The sequence below is a fragment of the Solirubrobacter soli DSM 22325 genome, assembly GCF_000423665.1.
In the GTDB taxonomy this organism is placed as follows: Bacteria; Actinomycetota; Thermoleophilia; order Solirubrobacterales; family Solirubrobacteraceae; genus Solirubrobacter; species Solirubrobacter soli.
The window spans coordinates 313026-333386 of the sequence record NZ_KE384069.1 but is presented as its reverse complement, the minus strand read 5'-3'; the positions used below and the strand labels follow the sequence as shown (position 1 = coordinate 333386).

At 71.6% G+C, this 20361-nt stretch carries 15 protein-coding genes; 4 read left to right on the top strand and 11 right to left on the bottom strand.

What is annotated here, in order from left to right:
* The first annotated feature begins 18 nt into the window (after window positions 1-18).
* Entirely contained in the window at window positions 19-2262 is a 2244-nt protein-coding gene (locus G569_RS0131110) for a TolB-like translocation protein (protein WP_028066311.1), read from the top strand.
* On the opposite strand, the gene G569_RS0131105 is transcribed toward G569_RS0131110, so the two are convergent.
* On the bottom strand, window positions 2259-3752 hold the full coding sequence (locus G569_RS0131105) for an alpha-amylase family glycosyl hydrolase (RefSeq protein WP_028066310.1): 1494 nt from the start codon (window positions 3750-3752) through the stop codon (window positions 2259-2261). The genes G569_RS0131110 and G569_RS0131105 overlap by 4 nt on opposite strands.
* 29 nt (window positions 3753-3781) lie before the next feature.
* On the opposite strand from G569_RS0131105, the gene G569_RS0131100 reads away from it, so the two are divergent.
* Window positions 3782-4054 carry a hypothetical protein gene (locus G569_RS0131100; RefSeq protein WP_157592440.1) on the top strand — a complete coding sequence of 91 codons (273 nt, stop codon included), beginning with the start codon at window positions 3782-3784 and terminating at the stop codon, window positions 4052-4054.
* Here G569_RS0131100 and G569_RS0131095 read toward each other — a convergent pair.
* Genes G569_RS0131095 through G569_RS53070 form a run of 4 tightly spaced genes read right to left on the bottom strand, consistent with a single transcriptional unit; the run spans window position 4047 to window position 8097 of the window.
* Complete coding sequence (locus G569_RS0131095; RefSeq protein WP_028066308.1) at window positions 4047-5207, bottom strand: hypothetical protein; 1161 nt, start codon at window positions 5205-5207, stop codon at window positions 4047-4049. The genes G569_RS0131100 and G569_RS0131095 overlap by 8 nt on opposite strands.
* Window positions 5204-5749 (bottom strand): RNA polymerase sigma factor, encoded by a 546-nt coding sequence (locus G569_RS0131090; protein WP_211233139.1) that lies wholly within the window; start codon window positions 5747-5749, stop codon window positions 5204-5206. Before G569_RS0131090 ends, G569_RS0131095 begins: the two co-directional genes overlap by 4 nt.
* Window positions 5750-5792: 43 nt before the next feature.
* Entirely contained in the window at window positions 5793-6296 is a 504-nt protein-coding gene (locus G569_RS0131085; RefSeq protein WP_028066306.1) for a PaaI family thioesterase, read from the bottom strand.
* Window positions 6297-6309: 13 nt separating this feature from the next.
* Window positions 6310-8097: a purple acid phosphatase family protein gene (locus tag G569_RS53070; protein ID WP_157592439.1), complete on the bottom strand. Its 1788-nt coding sequence runs from the start codon at window positions 8095-8097 to the stop codon at window positions 6310-6312.
* Window positions 8098-8272: 175 nt separating this feature from the next.
* Here G569_RS53070 and G569_RS0131075 point away from each other — a divergent pair, with 175 nt between their 5' ends.
* Window positions 8273-10450: a methyl-accepting chemotaxis protein gene (locus G569_RS0131075; protein WP_028066305.1), complete on the top strand. Its 2178-nt coding sequence runs from the start codon at window positions 8273-8275 to the stop codon at window positions 10448-10450.
* 67 nt (window positions 10451-10517) lie between these two features.
* Window positions 10518-11486 carry a HupE/UreJ family protein gene (locus tag G569_RS59375; RefSeq protein ID WP_053227230.1) on the top strand — a complete coding sequence of 323 codons (969 nt, stop codon included), beginning with the start codon at window positions 10518-10520 and terminating at the stop codon, window positions 11484-11486.
* Here G569_RS59375 and G569_RS0131065 read toward each other — a convergent pair.
* The 6 genes from G569_RS0131065 to G569_RS0131040 are packed head-to-tail and all read right to left on the bottom strand — an operon-like array spanning window position 11443 to window position 20359.
* Window positions 11443-12663, bottom strand: coding sequence for an MFS transporter (locus tag G569_RS0131065; RefSeq protein WP_028066304.1), 1221 nt, complete (start codon window positions 12661-12663; stop codon window positions 11443-11445). The two genes, G569_RS59375 and G569_RS0131065, sit on opposite strands and share 44 nt — an antisense overlap.
* A 17-nt stretch (window positions 12664-12680) precedes the next feature.
* Complete coding sequence (locus G569_RS0131060) at window positions 12681-14249, bottom strand: calcium-binding protein (RefSeq protein WP_169542283.1); 1569 nt, start codon at window positions 14247-14249, stop codon at window positions 12681-12683.
* A gap of 49 nt (window positions 14250-14298) precedes the next feature.
* Window positions 14299-16863 (bottom strand): FAD-dependent oxidoreductase, encoded by a 2565-nt coding sequence (locus G569_RS53060; protein WP_053227229.1) that lies wholly within the window; start codon window positions 16861-16863, stop codon window positions 14299-14301.
* Window positions 16851-17297, bottom strand: coding sequence for a Crp/Fnr family transcriptional regulator (locus G569_RS59370; protein ID WP_053227228.1), 447 nt, complete (start codon window positions 17295-17297; stop codon window positions 16851-16853). Before G569_RS59370 ends, G569_RS53060 begins: the two co-directional genes overlap by 13 nt.
* Before the next feature lie 9 nt (window positions 17298-17306).
* On the bottom strand, window positions 17307-19907 hold the full coding sequence (locus tag G569_RS53050; protein WP_157592438.1) for an FAD-dependent oxidoreductase: 2601 nt from the start codon (window positions 19905-19907) through the stop codon (window positions 17307-17309).
* A complete protein-coding gene (locus G569_RS0131040) occupies window positions 19907-20359 on the bottom strand; it encodes a Crp/Fnr family transcriptional regulator (protein ID WP_028066302.1) in 453 nt (150 codons plus the stop codon). Before G569_RS0131040 ends, G569_RS53050 begins: the two co-directional genes overlap by 1 nt.
* Window positions 20360-20361 lie beyond the last annotated feature (2 nt).

Below are 20361 nucleotides of genomic sequence, written 5' to 3'. Positions count from 1 at the left end.
TCCGACCCGGAGCTCCACATGTACACGAAGACCCTCGCGGTCGGCTTGATGCTGGCCGCACTGACCGCCGCGGCGCCGGCCGGCGCCGCCGAGACGATCCGCTATCGCGTCACCGGCGACATCGCCGGCACGTGGGCCGAGACGGTCCGCGCCGACCTCGACCCCGACGACGCCGACCACGACGGCACCGAGAACGTCGCCGCGCGCGACTCCTCCGTGCGCTTCGCGCTGCGCGCCGCGATGCCGGACGTGTCGTTGCGCGACGGCCGCGTCGCGGCACCCGTCGAGCAGGTCGCGCAGACGACGTTGACACAGGAGGTCGAGAGCACGTACACCGACTTCTACGGAACCTCGGGCCGCTGCGCCCCGCAGCGCGCGGACGCGTCCGGCGGCGGCACGATCGCCTCGCTCGGCTCCGGACTGGTGCTCCGGCCGTCGAGCGACGCGGTCCTGACGATGGAGTGCTCGGACCCGTACACGCGCTGGAGCATCGCCGTCGACCTGCTGCAGGTCGCCGGGCTGCGGGAGGTGCCACCGCTCGGGCAGGCGCCGGTCGACATCGCGTTCGCGGTCCCTCCGGGACGGTTCGGCGACCGCCGGATCTCCGTCCCCGTCAGCGCCTCGCCCGCGCAGCGGGCCTTCGAGCGTTGTCCGCGCGAGGACCCCGGCCACACCGTCGCCTGCCCGTTCGGGTGGGAGGGAACGGTGACGCTCGAGCGCCTCACGCCGGAGGTCACCGGCGCCCGCCTGACCGCTGACGGCAAGACCGCGGAGGCCACGGTCTGGTGCCCGGCCGCATGCTCGGCGACCGTGCGCGCGGGCGGCGCGGCCCGGAGCTACGCGGTGAAGGGCGGGGCGGCGCGGCGGGTGACGTTGCGGCTGCGAAAGCCGGCCCGGCGGGTGCGGCTGGTCGTGGCGGTGGGCGACGAGCGCGCGGCGTTCACGCTCCGGGCGCCGCGGCGCGGCGGCGCGCGAGCGCAGGCCGCGGCGGCGCCCGCCCGCGCAGCGGCGCCCGCCGCCGGCGGCTCGCTCGTCTACGCCAAGGGCGGGGACGTGTACCTCGCGGCGCCCGACGGGTCCGGCGAGGCGCGCGTCACCGCCGACGGCGGGTACGCGTGGCCGAGTCAGGCCGACGACGGCACGATCCTGGCCGTTCGCCAGACGCAGGAGAACGGCCGCACGCCACGCCGGCTGCATCGCTTCGGGCGCGACGGGTCGAGGATCGGCGCGCCGATCGAGACCGTGCGCGTCGACAACTCGTACTACATCGGGCCGCTCGCGCCCAAGATCTCGCCGGACGGCACGATGGTCGCCTACCAGTACTTCTACACCGGCCCGTTGAGCGACCGGACCCGGCCGGTCGTGGCGTTCTCCGGCCTGGACACCGGCTCCGAGCCCGGCGTGTTCGCCGACTCGCTCGGCAGCTATCTCACGCCTTCGTGGACCGCGGACGGCCGCGTGCTCGTCTTCTTCGCCGCGCAGCGGACGAGCCAGGTCGGGATCCACACGCCGCGCGGCAGCTACAGCGACTGGTTCGGCGACCCCGCGGTCGAGACGCTGCTCACGGATGGCGAGCTCACCCAGGCCGGCGACCGGCTCGTGGCCGTCGGCGAGCACAACGACCTGCGGTTCTACGCGGCAGGGCCGGAGCCCGTGCTGCAGTGCGTCATGACCGGCTTCAACGGCGACGTGAGCGACCCGACCTGGTCTCCGGCCGGCGACGCCCTGGCCTGGGAGGAGGCCGACGGCATCCACGTCGCGCACCTCCCCGATCTCACGGGGTGCGCCGCCGCGGCGCGCCCGCTCGTCGTCGCGGGCGGCAGCGACCCCGACTGGGGCCCCGCGGCGCCGCCCGCCGCCGCGCCGCCCGGTCCGGGCGCGCCGCCCACGGGCGAGCAGCCGGCGAGTGGCTCGTTCGGGCTGCGTCTGTCCCGCGTGGCGGGGAGCGTGCGGGCGTCGAGCGTGGCGCGTCGCGGGCTGCGCGTCGGCGCCGAGTGCACGGCGCGCTGCTCGCTGACGGCCACCCTCACGGTCGACGCGGCCACCGCGCGCCGGCTCGGGCTCGGGCGCACGGCGACGCGCATCGCCGGCGGGCGGCACGCCGCGGTCGACGCGACGACGACGGTGACCCTCCGGCTGACCAAGGCCGCCGCGCGGCGGGTGGCGCGGCTGCCGCGCGCCCGGACGACGCTGACGGTGACGGCGACGACCGCGTCCGGGCAGCGCGCGACGGCCACGCGCCGTGTGCGCTTCACCCGCTAGGACAGCCGCAAGACGATCGCCTCGCTCGGGCCCAGCTCGGGCGAGGCGCTCTTGCGTGCCGGGTCGCTCGAGAGGACGAGCTCGCCGCGGGGGTCCAGCGGTTTCGGCTCCGCCGTGAAGTTCACCGCGACGAACAGCTCGCCCCCGCGCGTCCACGCCAGCACGCCCTCGCCGGCGTCGACCGGCGCCTGGTCGCCGAGGACGAGCGCGGGCGTCTCGTCGCGCAGGCGGGCGAGCGCTCGGGTGAGGCTCAGCGTCGAATCCGGGTCCTCGCCCTGCGCCTGGGCGCTGAGCTCGTCGGCGTCGTCCACGAACGGCAGCCAGGGCGAGCCCGTGGTGAAGCCGTGCCCGTCGCCGCGCGTCCAGGGGATCGGCGCGCGTTCGGGGTCGCGGCCGTCGACGTCGACGACGCGGTCGGGCGGGATCCGCGCGTCGGGCAGCCCGAGCTCCTCCCCCTGGTAGATGAACGGGGTGCCGCGCAGCGTGTAGAGCATCACGAGGATCGCGCGGGCGCGCTGGGCGCCGAGGCCGTCGTGGTCGAAGCGGGTGCGCGGTCGGGACTTGTCGTGGTTGGCGAGGAACCACGCCGGCCAGGCCGTCTCCTCCGCCAGCCGCTCGAAGTCCTGAATGCAGTCGCCGTAGGCCTCCGCGCCCCAGTCCTGGTCGATGAAGACGAAGTTGTGCGCCATATGCAGTTGGTCGCCGGACTCGAGGTACCCGACGACGCGGTGGAGGTTCTGCAGCGCCACCTCCCCCACGATCATCCGGTCGTCGAACTCGTCGACGACGGCGCGGATGCCGCGCAGGAAGCCGTGGATCGACTCCCAGTCCTCGTCGTGGCGCTTCGGCGCCCCTGTCTGGTCACGCAGGAGCGGGTCCTTGGCGATCTTGGCGATCGCGTCCAGACGCAGGCCGTCGACGCCGCGGGCGAACCAGAAGCGGATCGTGTCGTGCATCGCGGCCACGACCTCCGGGTTCTCCCAGTTCAGATCGGGCTGCTCCGGCATGAAGCTGTGCAGGTAGTACTGGCCGGTGGTCTCGTCGAGCGTCCACGCGGGGCCGCACGCCTTGAAGACCGACTCCCAGTCGTTGGGGGCGTCGCGCCACGTGTACCAGTCGCGCTTGGCGTTCTCCCGGCTCGAGCGCGACTCGACGAACCAGGGGTGCTGATCCGAGCTGTGGTTCGGGACCCAGTCGAGGATCAGCCGGATGTCCCGCGCGTGCGCCTCCGCCACCAACTCGTCGAGATCCTGGAGGGTGCCGAAGACCGGGTCGACGTCGCAGTAGTCGGCGACGTCGTAGCCGAAGTCGGCCATCGGCGAGGTGAAGATCGGGCTCAGCCAGATCGCTGCCACCCGCAGCGACGCGAGGTGGTCCAACCGCGCGGTGATCCCCGCGAGATCGCCCACCCCGTCGCCGTCGGAGTCCGCGAAGGACCGTGGATAGATCTGGTAGATGGCACCCCGCTGCCACCAGGCCGGCTCAGACATGGCCGGGATTGTCACGTAATGTGGAGGCGATGCGCGTGGCCGCCCTCGGCACCTCCGTCCTGTTCTTCGCCGCCGCCGCGTTCCTCGTGTTCGCGGGCGACTCGATGGCGCTGAAGGCGACCGCGTTCGCGGTCTTCGGGGTCGCGTGCGTGATCGCGGTGTCGCTGGTGTTCCTGGCGATCGGGCAGTCGGAGGACAGGGAGCGCGAGGCGTCGCAGCCCAAGCCTCCCCCACCGCCGGACCCGCATGCGGGCGAGGCCGCGCGTCGCTCGCGCCCCCGCCCGCCGCGGCGGCCTACCTGAGCGCCGGCAGCACGTCCTCGGCGTCGACGCGCGTGATCTCGTAGTCGACCACGACTTCCGGCGTCTTGCCGGGCACGCCGCCGGTCATCTTCTGGATGACGCCGGTCTTCGCGTCGACGGTCAGCGTCTCGGCGTAGCCGTCGGGGAACTCGGTGTTGCGGATGTCGAGCGTCGCGCCGTGGTCGGTCACCTTGACGCCGCCGATCGTGCTGATCAGCTGCATCACCCCGGCCCGCACCTCGATGTTCCCCGCGCCCGCGATCAGCGCGTCCATGCTGCCGATCCAGACGCGGTTGTTGTCGATGATGCTCTTGGGCGCGGGCGTCGGCGTCGGGCCGGTCAGCTTCGCCGCGAGCTTCTTGCGCCGTGCCGCCTGCTCGGCGGCCTGGTCGACGCCGGTCCCCGGGGCGGGCTCGCCCTTCGGTCCGAACGTCGCGTCGATCATCTTGCGCCGCGCCTGGGCGACCGGAACGCCGATCGCGGCCTTCGCCGCCTCGCGCTCGAGCTTCGGCACGCCCTCACCGATGTCGTCCTTGGCCGCCTTGAGCTCGGCCATCGTCATCCCGTAGAAGTACCGGCCGTCGTCGAGGTAGAGGTCGGCGCCGGTGAAGTCCTTCGACCCGTCCGGGAAGTGGTGCGAGCGCTGGACGAGCGTCGCGTCCCCGGTCGGCGCGGGCTGCTGCTGGATGCGCCGGGCGAACTTCACCAACGCGGCCTCGGCCGGCGCCGGGCCGCCGACGATCCGGCCGATCCGCGGCGAGGCGCCGTCGTCCCCGGACGGCAGCGCTCCGGCGCCGACGACGATCGCGATCCCGAACACCACGACCGCGAGCGCATAGAGGGGCGCCTTGCGAGGCCCGCGGCGGCCGCGCCGCTTCTCGCGGGCCGGCCCGGCCGCGGCGGTCACCCGCGAGCGGGCCGGCCCCGCCGCGGCGGTGACCCGCGAGCGGGCCGGCCCCGCCGGCGAAGCCTCGTCAGCATCCGTCGCGCCGCCGGCCCGCGCGTCGCCTTCGCCCGCGACCCAGGCCCGCGCGCTGTCGCGCGTCTCGCCCGCGGCGTAGGCGAGCAGCGCGGCTCGCGCCCACGCCGTCGTCTCTTCATCCGGCGCAGGGACCTCAGGCCGGGCGTCATTGAGCCAGTCGAGCTCGTTCATCGTGGCGGTTCCTGTTCAAGGTGGGCGCGCAGGCGGGTGCGGGCGCGGTGGATGCGGGATCGGACCGTGCCGACCGGGATGCCGGTGGCGTGCGCGATCTCGGTGTAGGTCAGGTCGGCCCAGGCGTGCAGGAGCAGGGCATCGCGGTCGATGCCCGGAACCTCGCGCAGGGCGGCTGCGAGCGCGGGGCCGAGCGCGCGGGCCTCGACGCGGCCGAGCGCGTCGTCGGTGAAGTCGGCGTCGGAGGCGTCCGGCCACCCACCGCTCCGTCCCGCCTCGCGGAAGTGGCGCCGCAACTGGTTGGTGGCGATGCCGTAGAGCCACGGCCGGGCGTCGTCGTAGCGGGGGTCGAAGCGGGCCCGCTCGTCGAAGGCGATCCGGAAGGTCTCGGCGGCGAGGTCCTCCCCCGCCGGGCCGGCACGGCTCACGCACCAGCGATGGATCGCCGGCCAGTGGCGGTCGAACACGGCGGCGAACGCCGACGGGTCCGTCAGCGAGGCCGTGATCCACGCAGCATCTGTGGACAGTTGTTGGTCAAGCACTGGCACTGATTGCCAGCACGACCACAACCGGTTCGCGGAGGCGCTAGAGAATCAAGCAGGAAGTCGTCGCGTGTGCGAACAACTTGCCGCCGTCCTCGGCGTATAGACGACCCTCGGCGGTCGCCAGCTTGCGCCCCGCGTGGACGACGTGGCTGTCGGCCAGGACCCGCCCGGAGTCCGCGCTCAGCGCCCGCACGTAGCGGACCTGCAGGTCCGAGGTCGTGTAGCGCTGCCCCGCGGCCAGCGTCGTGTGGATCGCGCAGCCCAGCGACGAGTCGAGCAGCGTCGCCGCCACCCCGCCATGGACGGACCCGATCGGGTTGTACATCCACTCCGCGGGCGTGAACGCGAAGATCACTCGCCCTTCCTCGACGTGCGAGATCTCGAAGTCGAGCAGTTCGGCGATCGGCGGCGGCGGGAGCTCGCCCGCCGCGATCTTGCGGATCGCCTCGAGGCCGGGCAGCGAGGCCGCGGCCGTGGCGGTCTCGAGCGGGTCCGACCAGGTGAAGGTGCGGACCCGCTCGACTTCCGTGCTGGGTTGCGTCACGCAACCCAGCGTACTACGGCGCCGTCGTCGACAGCGTCAGCGTGAGCGCCTTGCTGTAGGCGCCCGTGCGCAGCGGCTCCTGGACGGCGATCGACTGCTTGAAGCGGATCGTCAGCGGGTCCTTGGAGACCGGGCCGCTGTAGCTGTGCAGCGCCAGCGGCGTGCCGCTGACCGGGCCGAACGCCCCACTCACGGCCGCCTGGATCGGCGACGCGAGCGCGAACGCGCCGTTGACGAGCTTGCCCGGCGCGGTCGTCGCGGTGTCGGCGATCGAGAGCGTGGCGTCGCCCGCCGTGCTCGTGACCGTCGCCGCGACGCCCGCCTCGTAGTCCTTCGCGACGCCCGGCGTGAACGCGCCGAGCGACGGAGCGGCCGCCAGGTCGAGCGAGAGCGTGCCCGCCACCGAGCCGCCGACACCCGCCGGCTGCACGTTGGCGAGGTCGTCCGTGACGATCTTCGCCTGGCCGTCCGGCTTGTCGATCGTGAACTGGTCGTGCAGGCGGCCCGTCGCGGTCTTGGCCTTGTAGGTCAGGCGGCTGCCGTCGACCGAGATCACCTGGTAGAGCTGCGTGTTGGTCAACTGGCGCACGACGCGGGCGCCGTTCTCGACCCAGTTGGAGTCATCGGCGCCGTACATCTTCGGGCCGGAGACCGAGACGACGTACATCGTGCCGTTGCCGCCCTGCGTCGTCGTGCCCTGGATCACGTTGCCGCGCCCGTAGGAGTGGTCGTGGCCCTGGAGCACGAGGTCGACGCCGTACTTCTCGAGGATCGGCAGCCAGCGGTTGCGCTGCTCGGGGTTGTTGCGCGCCGGCTCGTTGGAGAACATCGGGTGGTGGAACGTGACGACGGTCCACTTGTTCGGGTTGTTCTTGAGCAGGTCCTCGAGCCACGCGGTCTGGACGTCGAGGAACTGCGCGCGCTGCGCCGATGCCACAGCCGCCGTGTTGGAGTTCATCGAGATGAACCGGACGCCTTGGAAGTCCGTGTAGAACGCGGTGCCCTTGAGCGCGTCGTAGACCGCGCCGGTGCCCTGCGGGCCGTTCTCCGGCCACGCGAACGCGCGATTCCACTGCGGCGAGAGCGCCGAGCCCGAGTACTCGTGATTGCCGGTGGTGCCGAAGGACGGGACCATGCCGTTGACCCAGCGGCCGGCGTTGAACCACTCGCCCCACTGCGAGTCCGACGTGGAGGAGTCGATCAGGTCGCCCGCGTGCACGAACAGCTTCGTGTCCGGAGCGTCCTTGAACGACTGGCGCACGACGCGTGACCAGTGCTCCTGGATGTCGTTCTGCGCGTCGCCGTAGTAGACGAACGAGAACGGCTCCGCGTTGGCCGACGCCGTCTGGAACTCGTACCACTCGCTCCAGTTGGTTCCATCGCCGAGGCGGTAGAGGTACTTCGTCTTCGGCGCCAGGCCCGTGAAGCGAACCGTGTGGTAGACGGAGTCGTACCCGAGGTTCGTCGTGTGGCTGACGTTGCGCGTCGCGAGCACCGTGCTCGACGCGTTCTTGAACGAGGGACCCTCGCCCGAGAGGGCGATCTGGGCCTGGGCCGTCTTGACCGTCGCATCCGTGCGCCACGTGACCGACTGCGAGGCCGCGGGGTCGCCCTCATAGGTCAAGACGACGCGGTCAGCGAGCGTCGACGGCTTGTGCTTGTCCGCCTGCGGGTACGCCGGCGTCGGTTCGTTCTGGCTCTGGGCGACATTCCACGCGCCGGCGAACATCGCCGTCGTGAGGGCGCCGACCAGCATCGCACGGTGCGCCGCGGGCGTGCGGCGCCACCTTGCTGCGTTCAACGTTGGAACTCCTTGATGAGAGTTTTAGATGACCGCCGCGAGTATTTGATGAGAGAGACATGAGCCCGTTACCGGCTTGTGACGTCACGAGCTGTTAACAGCGGTCAAGCCCGCACGGTCACCGCCGACCACAGAGGGAATGCCGCACCTTCTGAACACCTCGTTGAAATCCCGGATGCTGTTCCTGCTGGCCCCGATCGTCGTGCTCGCGATGGGCGGGCTGGCTCTGCTCGCCGTTCGCAGCGCCACGGACCAGGCCCGCAAGGGCGCGTACGAGCAGCTTGCGCAGGCGTCCGCTGCCTACGCGAACGACTACGACGCGCAGGTCGCCCACAAGATGGCTGCCGCGCGCACGCTGGCGTCGGTGCTCGAGACGACCCCCGGCTCTTCACGCGACGACGTGCTGGCGACGCTGCGCCAGATCGGCGAGGGCGACCCGTCCCTGCTCTCGTTCGGCGCGACGTTCGCTCGCGATGCGTTCGACGGGGCCGACGCCCGCTTTCGCGGCGCGAAGGAGCTGAGCTCGATGAAGGACGGCCGCTTCACCCCGTATTTCACCCGCGACGACAAGGGCGTGCTGTCCTTCTCGCCGCTGGTCGCCGACCCAGAGCACGACGCCTACTACGACGGGCCGAAGCGGGCCGGCAAGCCGATCGTGGTCGAGCCGTACGTCTACGACGGCACGATCTGGACCAGCTACGCGATCCCGATGTACCACGCCGGCCGCTTCCTCGGCTCCGCCACCGTCGACTCCACGCTCAACCAGCAGAACGCGGTCGTGGCCAAGCGCAAGGTCCTCGACAGCGGCTACTCGATGCTCGTCTCCAACGCCGGCATCGTCGTCGCCGGGCCGGACAAGAAGATCCTCGGCACCAAGACCCTGCAGGACCTGGCGAAGAAGCACGACGACCGCGGCCTGAGCACGATCGCCGCCGCCGTCCGCGCCGGCCGCAGCGCCCACGTCGAGACCACCGACCCGTTCACCGGCCGTCAGGTCCTGATCAGCACGGCGCCCGTCGCCACCGGCAAGTGGGCCTACCTGACGGTCGCCCCCATGTCCGAGGTACTGGCCGATGCCAACGCGCTGCGCACCAAGCTCCTGCTCGTCGCGCTGCTTATGCTGGCGCTGACCGTCGCCGCGATCGTCCTGATCGCCCAGCGCATCTCCAAGCCGGTGCGCGACGTCGCCGCCGCGGCCGACCGCCTCGCGCTCGGCGACACCGACATCGCGCTCGACGTGCGCTCCAAGGACGAGGTCGGCCGGATGGCGGCGTCGTTCGAGGCGATCGTCGCCTACCAGCGCGACCTCGCCGACACTGCCGAGCGCGTCGCCGCCGGCGACCTGACCGTCGAGGTGACGCCCAAGTCCGACGCCGACGTGCTCGGCCACAGCTTCGCGCGCCTGGTGCAGGAGCTGCGCTCGATCCTCGGCGACGTCACGGGAACCGCCGGCACGCTGAGCGCCGCCTCGCAGCAGATGGCCGCGACCTCCGATGACACCGGGCGCGCCGTCGGCGAGATCGCCGCCGCGATCACCGAGGTCGCCACCGGCGCCGAGCGCCAGGTGCGCCAGGTCGACGCGATCCGGTCGGCCGCGGAGCACACCGCGGCCGCCGCGACCGCCAGCGCGGAGCGGGCGCGCGAGGCGTCCGAGGCCGTCGGCCACGCACGCTTGGCCGCCGCCGGCGGCGCCGACACCGCCGCCGCCGCGACCGAAGCGATGGAGGCCGTGGAGCACTCCTCCGCGACCGTCACCACCGCGATCGGCGACCTGGCCGCCAAGAGCGACGAGATCGACACGATCGTCAAGACGATCTCGGACATCGCGGAGCAGACGAACCTCCTGGCGCTCAACGCCGCGATCGAGGCGGCGCGTGCCGGCGAGCAGGGCAAGGGCTTCGCGGTCGTCGCCGACGAGGTCCGCAAGCTCGCCGAAGGCTCGCAGACCGCCGCCGGCGACATCACGGAGCTGGTGCGCCAGATCCAGGCCGGGACCCGCTCAGCGGTCGACGCCGTCGAGCAGGCCCGCGAACGGTCGCGGGAAGGCTCGGAGCGCGTCGTCGACACGCGCCGCGCGTTCGACGACATCGTCGGCACGGTCGACGCGCTCGACGCCCGCGTGGTCGAGATCCGCGACGCGGCCGTCGGCATCGCCTCCGACGCCGAGCGCATGCAGGAGCAGATCGTGGACGTCGCCTCGGTCAGCGAGCAGTCGTCGGCCAACGCCGAGGAGGTCTCAGCCTCGACGCAGCAGAGCTCCGCCTCGGCGCAGGAGATCGCGGCCTCCGCGCAGGCGCTGAGCCGCACGGCTGAGGAGCTCGACGCGCTCGTCCGCCGCTTCACGCTCGCATGAGCATCGGATGAGGACGTAACGACTCGTTCACTTCATAGGCGAGGCCAGCTGGTTCAGTGGCCGCGCCATGAAGCGACTGGTCATCCTCCTCTTCCTCCTGCTCGCCGCGCCCGCGCAGGCCCATGTCACAAAGCCCGGCTTCGCCGAGGTGCGCCAGCACGGGACCCATGTCAACTACGTGCTGGGCCTGGAGACCGAGGAGCTGGTGGCGGTCGCCGGCGAGAGCAAGGCGGAGATCGAGGCGTACATGACCGGCGCCGTGCGGCTCACGGTCGACGGCGAGTCGTGCACGTCGAGCATGCGCAGCGCCGAGCCGCTGCCACATCGCGAGGCGCCCTACACGCGCGTGTGGCTGGACATGGAGTGCCCGAAGGCGCAGGGGCAGTTCCGCGTCGACTACGACCTGCCGATGGAGAACGTCGTCGACTACAAGCTCGGCGGCTCGGAGGGCACGTTCCTGTTCGACCCCGACCACACGACGATGACCGCGGACAGCCCGGGCTTCCCGCGCTTCGTCGAGAAGGGCGTGGAGCACATCGTGTTCGGCTGGGACCACGTGCTGTTCCTGGTGATCCTGCTCCTCGGGGCGCGCTCGCTGCGCCAGGTCGCCGAGCTGGCGACGGCCTTCACCGTCGCGCACAGCGTCACGCTGGGGCTGGCGATCCTCGGCATCGTCGACGTGCCTGGCGCGATCGTCGAGCCGCTGATCGCGGCCTCGATCGTCTACGTCGCGGTCGAGAACGTGCTCGGCGTCGAGTCCAGACGGCGGCTGCTCGTGGTCTTCGGATTCGGGCTGCTCCACGGCCTCGGGTTCGCGGGCGCGGTGACGTTCCCCAACGGCACGCCGATCGTCAGCGCGCTGATCGGTTTCAACCTGGGCATCGAGCTCGGGCAGGCGATGATCATCGCCGTCGTCTTCCCGCTGCTGCTGGCGGTGCGGCGCTTCGAGTGGTCCGGCTTCGCCCACGCCGCCGCGGGGTCGGCCGCGGCGGCTATGGGTCTGTTCTGGCTGTCGCAGCGCGTACTGGGCGGCTGAGCGTCCGCGCCTCCACGGGCGTCAGCGGCAACGTCTTGGCGAGCACCAGGCCGAGCCACGGCAACGCGACGATCGTCCACATCACCGTCTCCAGGCTCGTGGCGTCGGCGAGGACGCCGAGCAGCGCCGCGGCGATGCCGCCCATGCCGATCGCCAGCCCGAGCGTGATGCCCGACGCGATCCCGAGCCGGCTCGGCAGGTACTCCTGCCCCATCACGACCGAGACGCTGAACGACATCACGGTCACGAACCCGATCGCGGACAGCAGCACGCCGGCCGCGGCCTCGCTCGGCGCGAGGATGAACCCGAGCAGCAGCGGCACCTGCGCCACGATCGAGCCGACGAGCACGCGCCGACGCCCGATCCGATCGACGAGCTGGCCGCCGACCAGCGTCCCCAAGGCGCCGCACACCAGCATCGCCGCGAGGAACGCGTTCGCGCTCGCCTCCGAGATGCCGTACTCGTGGATGAACCAGATCGGCGCGAAGGACTGCAACCCGAAGTAGATCGCCGAGCGGACCGAGATCACCGCCGTCAGCATCCCGAAGGCGCCGACGTCGTCCTCGCTGCGGTCGCCGCTCTTGATCCGGGCCGCGCTCTCCGCGGCGGCCTCCGCGGTGCGCGCCTTGAGCTTGGGCAGTTCCAGCGCCAACGCGATGGCGATCGCCAGCGGCAGCACCGCCACCAGCAGCGTCCCGGACAGCCCGAAGGCCAGCACCGCGGGGGTGATGAGGATCGGCCCGAGCGCGAAGCCCGCGTTGCCGCCGACGCTGAAGAAGCTCATCCCCGTCCCGCGGCGGGAGCCGCTCGCGTAGTTTGCGTAGCGCGCGCCCTCCGGGTGGAACGCGGCGACGCCGAGGCCGCCGACGCCGACCGACAACGCCGTGAGCGCGAAGCTCGGCGCCACGCCCGCGAGCCCGACCCCGATGGCCGCCAGCGCGACGCCCACCGGCATCAGCCACGCCATCGACAACCGGTCGCTCAACGCGCCGAACGCGGGCTGGATGACCGACGAGCCGACGGTCACGAACAGCAGAAGGGCGCCGACCGCGCTGTAGGAATATCCGCGTTCCGAGATCAGGAACGGGATCAGCGCGGGCACGGCGCCCTGGCAGAGATCCGCGACCGCGTGGCCTGACGCGAGAAACGCCAGGCCACGTCGGTCGAGGTCCTTCATCCGCTACATGGTGGCACTCAGAAAGAGAGCGTCAGCTTCGACGTCTTCTCACCGACGCGCGCCGTCACGGCCAGCTTCTTCTTCTTGGCGAGCTTCGCGGTGCCCGGGGCGAGCTTGATCTTGACGGTCTTGCTCTGACCCGCCGCGACGTTGAACGAGGCGCGGCCGAGCTCGAGCTTGGCGCGCAGCGCGCCGACCTTGATCGTCTTGGCCGAGAAGAGCGCGATCGAGCCCGCGCAGCCCGCGGTGCCGGCCGGGCACGAGACCTTGATCTGAGCGACGCCCTTGCTGACCTTGGCGGTCTTGGGCAGCGTGAGCGCGCCGGCGGCCGGGGCCGGAAGGGGCTGCGGAGCGGCCGCACGGTCGACGTTCTCGACGTCCGCCCCGACGGCGTCGCCGGCGTCGACGGTCGCCGAGTCGGTGCCCGGTCCGCCCGTGACCAGGTCGGCCTGCGCGTCGCGGACGTTGATGGCGTCGTTGCCGTCGCCGCCGTCGATGCGGTCGCTGCCCGCGGCGCCCTGGATGATGTCGTTCCCGGCTCCGGCGTTGACGTCGAGCCAGATCCCGACGTCCGGCGCGGTCGTCAGCGTGTCGTTGCCGCCGAACGTGTTGAGGAGCATGACCTCGCTCGTGCCGATGCTGAGGCTGAACGGGGCGTTGACGCGGTCGTAGCGGACGCGGCCGTTCTCCATCTTGAGGGTCGAGACGTCGTCGGCGTTGCCGAGGTCGTTCTCGACGATGTCGGTGCCAGCGTCGCCGTTCATGATGTCATTGCCATCGCCGTTGGTCCACACCATCGTGTCCTCGCCGCCGCCGGCGTTGATGGTGTCATCGCCGCGGTCGCCGACGATGCGGTCCGGGCCGTCGCCGGTGGAGATGGTGTCATTGCCGGGGCCGGAGTCGATGCTCATCGCGATCGGCACGCCCGGGCCGGTCGCGACCGTGTCGTTGCCCGAGAAGGACTGCAGCGAGAGCTTCTCCATCGTGTTGGTGGAGAAGACCTTGAAGCCACCCGCGCCCGACGTGCGCTCGAAGCGCGTCGTCGTGCCCTCCTGGGTGATCGTGTTGCCGTCGTCGGCCGTGCCCGCCTCGAGGATCTGCGTCTCGTCGACGCCGGCGTCGCCCTCGTTGATGTCATCGCCGTCGCCGTTGTTCCAGATGATGACGTCGTTGCCGGCGCCGCCGTGGATCGTCTCCGGGTCGGTGGCGACCGTGTTCTTGCCGGCGGTGATGCGGTCGTTGCCGTTGCCGCCGTCGATCGTGTCCGTGCGGGCGGAGCCGACGATCGTGTCATCACCGTCGCCGCCGTTGACGACCGGCGAGCCGGCGAAGTTCGGGGCCGAGATGTTGATGTTGTCGTTGCCGCCGCCGGCGTTGACGACGAGGCTGACCGTGCCGTCGTTCGGGATGCCGGCCGTACCCGGGGCGGTGATGTTGGCGCCGGCGACGCCGATGGTGATGTTGTCGCCCGCGTCGTCGGAGGTCACGGTCAGCGTGTTGTTGGCGAACGTGGACGTCACCGCGGCGCTGGCGGTGCCGGGAAGAGCGAACGCCGCGACCCCGGCGGCGATCGCGAACGGAGTCACGAGTCGGATCTTCGGCTTCATGCCACCGAAGACGCCCGGCCGGAGCGCGCTATTCCCCCGCCAGCACCCCCCATCGCCCCCTGCGCAGGTCCTCGAGGTGCGTGCTGACGTCGGTTCCCGCGGTGATGGCCGAGCGTACCGGCGCCACCTCGGCCTGGAAGCCCAGCAGGATCGCGCCGATGATCCGGCCGTCCGAGATCACCAGCTTGCGGTACTTCGTGCCCGACTCGTCCTCGAGCGCGATCACGACGTCGTCGGGCGATGTCGGCTCGAACGTCCCGATCGATGTCAGCTCGATGCCGACGACCTTGAGGATCGTCACCGGGACGATCCCGGCGTAGGTCTTCTCGCCGCCCGCGACGGTGTCGGCGGCGACCTCCGCCATCGCCACGGCCGTCGGCCACAGCCCTGGGAGCTGACCGGCGTACTCCGCGACGTCGCCCGCGGCGAGGATCTGCGGGTCGTCGGTGCGCATGCGCTCGTCGACCAGCACGCCGCGTTTGATCGCGAGCCCGGCTTCGCGCGCCAGGTCCACGTTGGGCCGGATCCCCGCGGCGACGAGCAGGATGTGCGCCTCCAGACGCCTGCCGTCGCTCAGGTTCACCGCCCGCAGGCGACCGTTGGCCTCGACGGACTCCGTCTCGGCCTCCATCTGGAACGACAGCCCGAGCCCTTCGAGGTAGTCGCGCAGGATCCTCGCCGCGCGTGCGTCGAGCTGGCGCTTGAGCAGGCGGTTGGAGCGCTCGAGCACGACGGTCCGCAGCCCGATCTTGTGCAGCGCGTAGGCGGCCTCGAGGCCGAGCAGGCCGCCGCCCGCGATCGCCGCCACCCGCGTCGCCGGGCGCTGGGCGAACGCGCGCAGCCCGATCGCGTCCTCGGCCGAGCGCAGGACGCCCGTCCCCGGTACGCCGAAGCCCTCGATCGACGGCACGTGGCTGCTCGAACCGGTGGCGAGGATCACGCGGTCGTACGGGAGCGTCTCCCCCGTGCCCAGCGCGACGGTGTGCGCGTCGCGGTCGATCACGAGCGCGCGGGTGTTCAGCCACGCGGTGATGTTTCGGTCCTCGTACCACGAGTCCGGGTTCAGGTAGAGCCCCTGCATCGCGCTGCGGCCGTAGACCAGGCGCGAGATGCCCATGCGGTTGTAGAGGTGATGCGGCTCGTCGGCGATCAGGTCGATCTCGACCTCTGGGTGGCGCCGGCGCAGCTGCTCGGCGGCGGTGACACCGGCGATGCCGTTCCCGATGACCACCACCTTGGTCAGGCTCTTGTCGTACTTGACGTCGACGCGGGAGAGCGCCGGTGCCTCGGCCTTGTCCGGCGTCAGCGAGACCTCGACCGGGCCGGACACGCGCACGCAGCACGCCATCCGCGTGTTGGGCGCGTAACCGAGCCGGTTCAGCGTCGCCAGCTCGTCGTCCGTGACCCGCGACGTGCACTCCAGGCCGGAGCGGATCGCGACCGGGTCGGCGCCGCAGACGCCCATCCGGCAGCCGGCCTCGATCGTCATCCCCGCGGCCTCGGCGACCTCGAGCAGGGTCTGCCCGGGCTTGGGCGCGACGCGCTTGTTGTCCGGGACGAAGGTGACCTCGGGCGCGTTGGCCGCGCGGCGGGCGATCGTGCGGACCCCGACGCCCTCGATCGTCCCGGCGGGCGGGGCGACCGGCCCGCTCGCGCGCTCCAGGAACGGCTTCTCCATCCGCAGCGTGCGGACGAACCAGGTCCCGGCGAGCGCGATCGCGCAGCCGCGCGCGAGCCAGGTGAGCGGCTCGGGCAGGATCTCGCTCGCGTACCAGTAGAAGAGGCTGAACGCGACCGCGCCGTACAGAGACGTGAGGCGATGCGCGGAGGTCTTCCAGAAGGTCACGAGCGTCGCGAAGGACGCGATGCTGATCGCGACCGCCACCGCCATCCAGCCGACGTTCGGCGTCGCGAAGAACCCGACGATCAGCCCCGGGAACGCGCCGACGAAGTACTTGCGGTAGCCGCTCCAGTAGCTGTCGCCCTCGTGCAGGTCGGCGAGGTAGGCGGCGCGGGGGTTGAAGTCGTAGCAGTTCTTGACGCAGCCGACGCACGGCTGGCAGTGCGCGTTGGCGACCATCAGCAGCGGCGTCTGCCCGTAGATGCGCTGCACCGGCAGCAGCGGGCAGACGGTCGAGCACCAGCCGCTCTTGCCCTTCAGGAGCATCCCGCCGGTGAATGCGCCCGCCATCGCCCCGAGCAGCAGCAGGGCGCTCAACGGCCCGTTGTTGGAGAGGCCGAGCTTGCGCGCGACCACGAAGCCGATGAACAGGCTGAAGGCGATCACGTAGCCGTACTCCTTCAGCCAGCCCGGCGCGGTCTTCGCCCGCGTGATGCCGAGCGCCCGCGGCGTCTGATTGGACGCCGCCAGCGGGCACAGGTTGCGCCACACGCCGGGCGCGACGAGGAACAGCAGCGGCAGCAGCGGGATGACGACCTTCCACATCACCACGAGGCCGGTGTCGGGCACGAAGATCAGCAGCGCCGCCACGACGAGCGCGACGACGATGCTCCCGAACCGGATCAGCTGCCACCAGCGCAGCGGCAGCCGCGACGGGATCTGCGTCGCGTTCGGGAAGCTCAGCCCGTCCATCCGGGCGTGTGGTCGTCACCCGCCCGCAGGCGGGCGGACAGGATGCGCCCCAGGTCGAGCAGGATGTGGCGGGCGAGGGCGGGATTGCGCGCCGACAGCGCTTCGAACGATTCGTAGCTGAGCCGCATCACCTCGCCGTCGCTCATCGCCTCCACACTGACCGCGCGCGGCCCGCCGTCGAGGAACGCGCCCTCGCCGAGCGTCGTGATCGGGTGGATCACGCCGCTCGGCGCCCGCAGCCAGCCGTCAACCAAGAGGTACAGCGCGCGGTCGCGCTCCCCGGCCCGCAGCACGGAGTCCCCGGGCCGGAACAGCAACGTCTCGGCGTGGTCGAGCAGCATCGCCCAGTCCTCCTCGCCGCGATCGTTGAGGAAGCCGGGCAGACCGTGCTCGGGCTCGGGCTCCTCCGTGGGGTAGTCGAAGAAGCCCGGCATCCGCCGATCTTATGCGGGCACGGCGGGCGCGAGCGGCATTTCTCCGCTCATGCCCGTAAGTACGTCCCATCGGCCCTGCCTGAGGGTGGGAAGCACGTGAGTGACATCGAAGCCGCGGGTGATCGCGGTGCGGACGGCCGCGACCTCCTTGGAGAACCCAAGGAGGATCGCGCCCACGATGCGGCCGTCCGCCACCACGAGCTTGCGGTAACGCCCGGAGGCGTCTTCGAGGGCGATCTCCTCCTCGTGCGATCCGGCCGCCTCGAAGCGGCCGATCGACGTGAGTTCGATGCCCACGACTTTGAGGATCGTCACGGGGACGACCGGGTCATAGAGCTTTGAGCCACCGACGGCGACGTCCGCCGCCACCTCGGCCTGCGCGACCGACACCGGCCACAGGCCGGGGACCTGCCCCTCGAACTCGGCGACGTCGCCGGCCGCGAGGATGTGCGGGTCGCCGGTCTGCATCCGGGCGTTGACGAGCACGCCGCGATTGGTCGCCAGCCCGGCGGCCCGGGCGAGCTCTGCGTTGGGCTGGATGCCCGCGGCGACGAGCAGGATCTCGGTGTCCAGGCGGCGGCCGTCGACGAGCTCGAGCGAGTCCAGCCGGCCCTGGCCGAACACCGCCCTGGTCTCGGCGCTGGTGATGATCTCCAGCCCGAGGCCCTCCAGGTAGCGCTGGAGCAGCTCCGCGGCCCGCGCGTCGAGCTGGCGCTTGAGCAGGCGGTCGGAGCGCTCGAGCACGGTCGCCCGCACGCCGAGCTGGTGCAGGGCGTAGGCGGCCTCGAGGCCGAGCAGGCCGCCGCCCGCGACCGTGGCCCGCTTGGCCGCGTGGCGCTGGGCGAAGGTGCGCACGCGGATCGCGTCGTCGGCCTTGCGCAGGACGCCGGTGCCGGCGAGGCCGTAGCCCTCGATCGGCGGGACGAACGCGCGCGAGCCCATCGCCAGGATCAGCTTGTCGTACGGGAGCTTCTCCCCCGTTCCCAGGTGCACCTGGCGGTTGGCGCGGTCGATCTGGAGTGCGCGGGTGTTGAGCCAGACCTCGATCTCACGCTCGCCGTACCACGCGTCCGGGTTCAGGTAGAGCCCCTGCATCGCGGACTTGCCGTAGACGAGGCGGGCGATGCCCATGCGGTTGTAGAGGTGGTGCGGCTCCTCGGCGATCAGGTCGATCTGGGTCACCGGGTGGCGGCGGCGGATGTGGTCCACCGCGGTCACGCCCGCGATGCCGTTGCCGATCACGACGACGTTGGCGACGCTCTTGTCGTAACTGAACCCGGCGACCTTGCTGATGCTCGGGGTCGCGGCCTTGTCGGGCTTGAGCGCGACGCTGACCGGTCCTTGCACGCGGGCGCAGCAGGCCATGCGGGTGTTCGGCGCGTAGCCGAGCCGCTCGAGCGTCGCCCGCTCGTCGTCGGAGATCCCGCTCAGGCAGTCCATGCCGTCCTTGACCGCCACCGGGTCGGCGCCGCAGATGCCCATCCGGCAGCCGGACTCGATCGTCAGCCCGTTGGACTCGGCGATCTCCAGCAGGCTCAGGCCCTCCTTGGCGAGCACGGTCTTGTCGTCGTCGACGAAGTGGACCTCGGGCGCGCCGGACTTCAGCGCGCGATTGTTGGCGATCGAGCGGCTGGCGGCGTTGTTGACCGCGACGACCGGTGCCGCGGCCTGGGCCAGGAACGGCTTCTCCTTGCGCCACGTGCGCACCAGCCAGACCGCGGCGAGCGCGAGCGCGACGGCGCGGATGCCCCAGGTCGCCGGCTCGTAGGACGCGGCGCCCTCGAAGTAGAAGATGGAGAACGCGATCGCCCCGAACGTGGAGGTGATCGTGTGGGTGGAGACCTTGACGAAGGTGATCGCGAGGGCGAACAGCGCGGTGCTGACCGCCATGTAGAGCAGCATCCCCGGGATGTCGCCCTCGGCGGTCTCGAAGAAGCCGAGGATCAGGCCTGGGAACGCGCCGACGAAGAACTTGCGGTAGCCGCTCCAGTAGCCGTCGGCGTCGTTCAGGTCGGCCAGGTAGGCGGCGCGCGGATTGAAGTCGTAGCAGGACTTGGCGCAGCCGACGCAGGGCTGGCAGTGGTTGTTGCCGACCAGCGCGAACGGCGTCTGGCCGTAGATGCGCTGCACCGGCAGGAGCGGGCAGACGGTCGAGCACCAGCCGCTCTTGCCCTTGAGGACCATGCCGCCCGCGAAGGCGCCGGCCATCGCGCCGAGCAGCAGCAGCGCGGTCAGCGGACCGGAGTCGTCGAGGCCGACCTTGCGCAGCATCACGAAGCCGATGAACCCGCCGACGGCGATCACGTAGCCGTACTCCTTCAGCCAGGCGGGCGGGTTCAGGCCCTTGGTGATGCCGAGCAGCCGCGGCGTCTGGTTGGAGGTCGCGAGCGGGCAGATGTTGCGCCAGACGCCGGGCGCGACCATGAAGAGCACCGGCAGCGTCGGGATCACGGCCTTCCAGAAGACCTGCAGGCCGGTGTCCGGGACCGCGATCAGCAGTCCCGCGATGATCAGGGCGCCGATCCACACGACCGCGCGGATCGCCCGCCACGCCGTCAGGCTCAGGCGCGAGGGGATCTGCGTGTAGTTGGGAAAGGTGATCGCGGCCATCAGCCCGTCCACCCCGCGATCTGGTCCGAGGCGTTGCGGAACCGGGCGGCGAGGATCGCGCTCACGTCGGAGAGCACCGCGCGGCCGAGGTCCGGCCTTCTCGCCGAAAGCGCGAGGAACGCCTCGTGGCCGAGGCGCAGCACCTCGGCGTCGCTCGTGGCGGTGACCGTCACCGCGCGCGGGCGGCCGTCGAGGAACGCGACCTCGCCGAACGTGCTCACGGGGGCGACCGGCCCGCTCGGCGCCTGCAGGCGGCCGTCGACCAGCAGGTAGAGCGCGCGGTCGCGCTCCCCCGCGGTCAGCACCGCCTGGCCGGCGCGGAACAGCCGCGTCTCGGTGTGCTCGAGCAACAGGTTCCAGTCCTCGTCGTTGCGGTCCTCGAGGAACCCGGGCGGGTCCTCGCTCGCCACCAGCGCGTCGCCGGGGTATTGGAAGAAGCCGGTCGTGTCCATCG

What these genes read in the sequence shown, in the direction of transcription:
- G569_RS53050 (WP_157592438.1), bottom strand. Translation starts at nt 19,907, where the DNA reads ATGGCCGCGATCACCTTTCCCAACTACACGCAGATCCCCTCGCGCCTG.
- G569_RS0131095 (WP_028066308.1), bottom strand. Translation starts at nt 5,207, where the DNA reads ATGAACGAGCTCGACTGGCTCAATGACGCCCGGCCTGAGGTCCCTGCG.
- G569_RS0131065 (WP_028066304.1), bottom strand. Translation starts at nt 12,663, where the DNA reads ATGAAGGACCTCGACCGACGTGGCCTGGCGTTTCTCGCGTCAGGCCAC.
- G569_RS59375 (WP_053227230.1), top strand. Translation starts at nt 10,518, where the DNA reads ATGAAGCGACTGGTCATCCTCCTCTTCCTCCTGCTCGCCGCGCCCGCG.
- G569_RS0131040 (WP_028066302.1), bottom strand. Translation starts at nt 20,359, where the DNA reads ATGGACACGACCGGCTTCTTCCAATACCCCGGCGACGCGCTGGTGGCG.
- G569_RS53060 (WP_053227229.1), bottom strand. Translation starts at nt 16,863, where the DNA reads ATGGACGGGCTGAGCTTCCCGAACGCGACGCAGATCCCGTCGCGGCTG.
- G569_RS0131100 (WP_157592440.1), top strand. Translation starts at nt 3,782, where the DNA reads ATGCGCGTGGCCGCCCTCGGCACCTCCGTCCTGTTCTTCGCCGCCGCC.
- G569_RS0131110 (WP_028066311.1), top strand. Translation starts at nt 19, where the DNA reads ATGTACACGAAGACCCTCGCGGTCGGCTTGATGCTGGCCGCACTGACC.
- G569_RS0131075 (WP_028066305.1), top strand. Translation starts at nt 8,273, where the DNA reads ATGCTGTTCCTGCTGGCCCCGATCGTCGTGCTCGCGATGGGCGGGCTG.
- G569_RS59370 (WP_053227228.1), bottom strand. Translation starts at nt 17,297, where the DNA reads ATGCCGGGCTTCTTCGACTACCCCACGGAGGAGCCCGAGCCCGAGCAC.
- G569_RS0131105 (WP_028066310.1), bottom strand. Translation starts at nt 3,752, where the DNA reads ATGTCTGAGCCGGCCTGGTGGCAGCGGGGTGCCATCTACCAGATCTAT.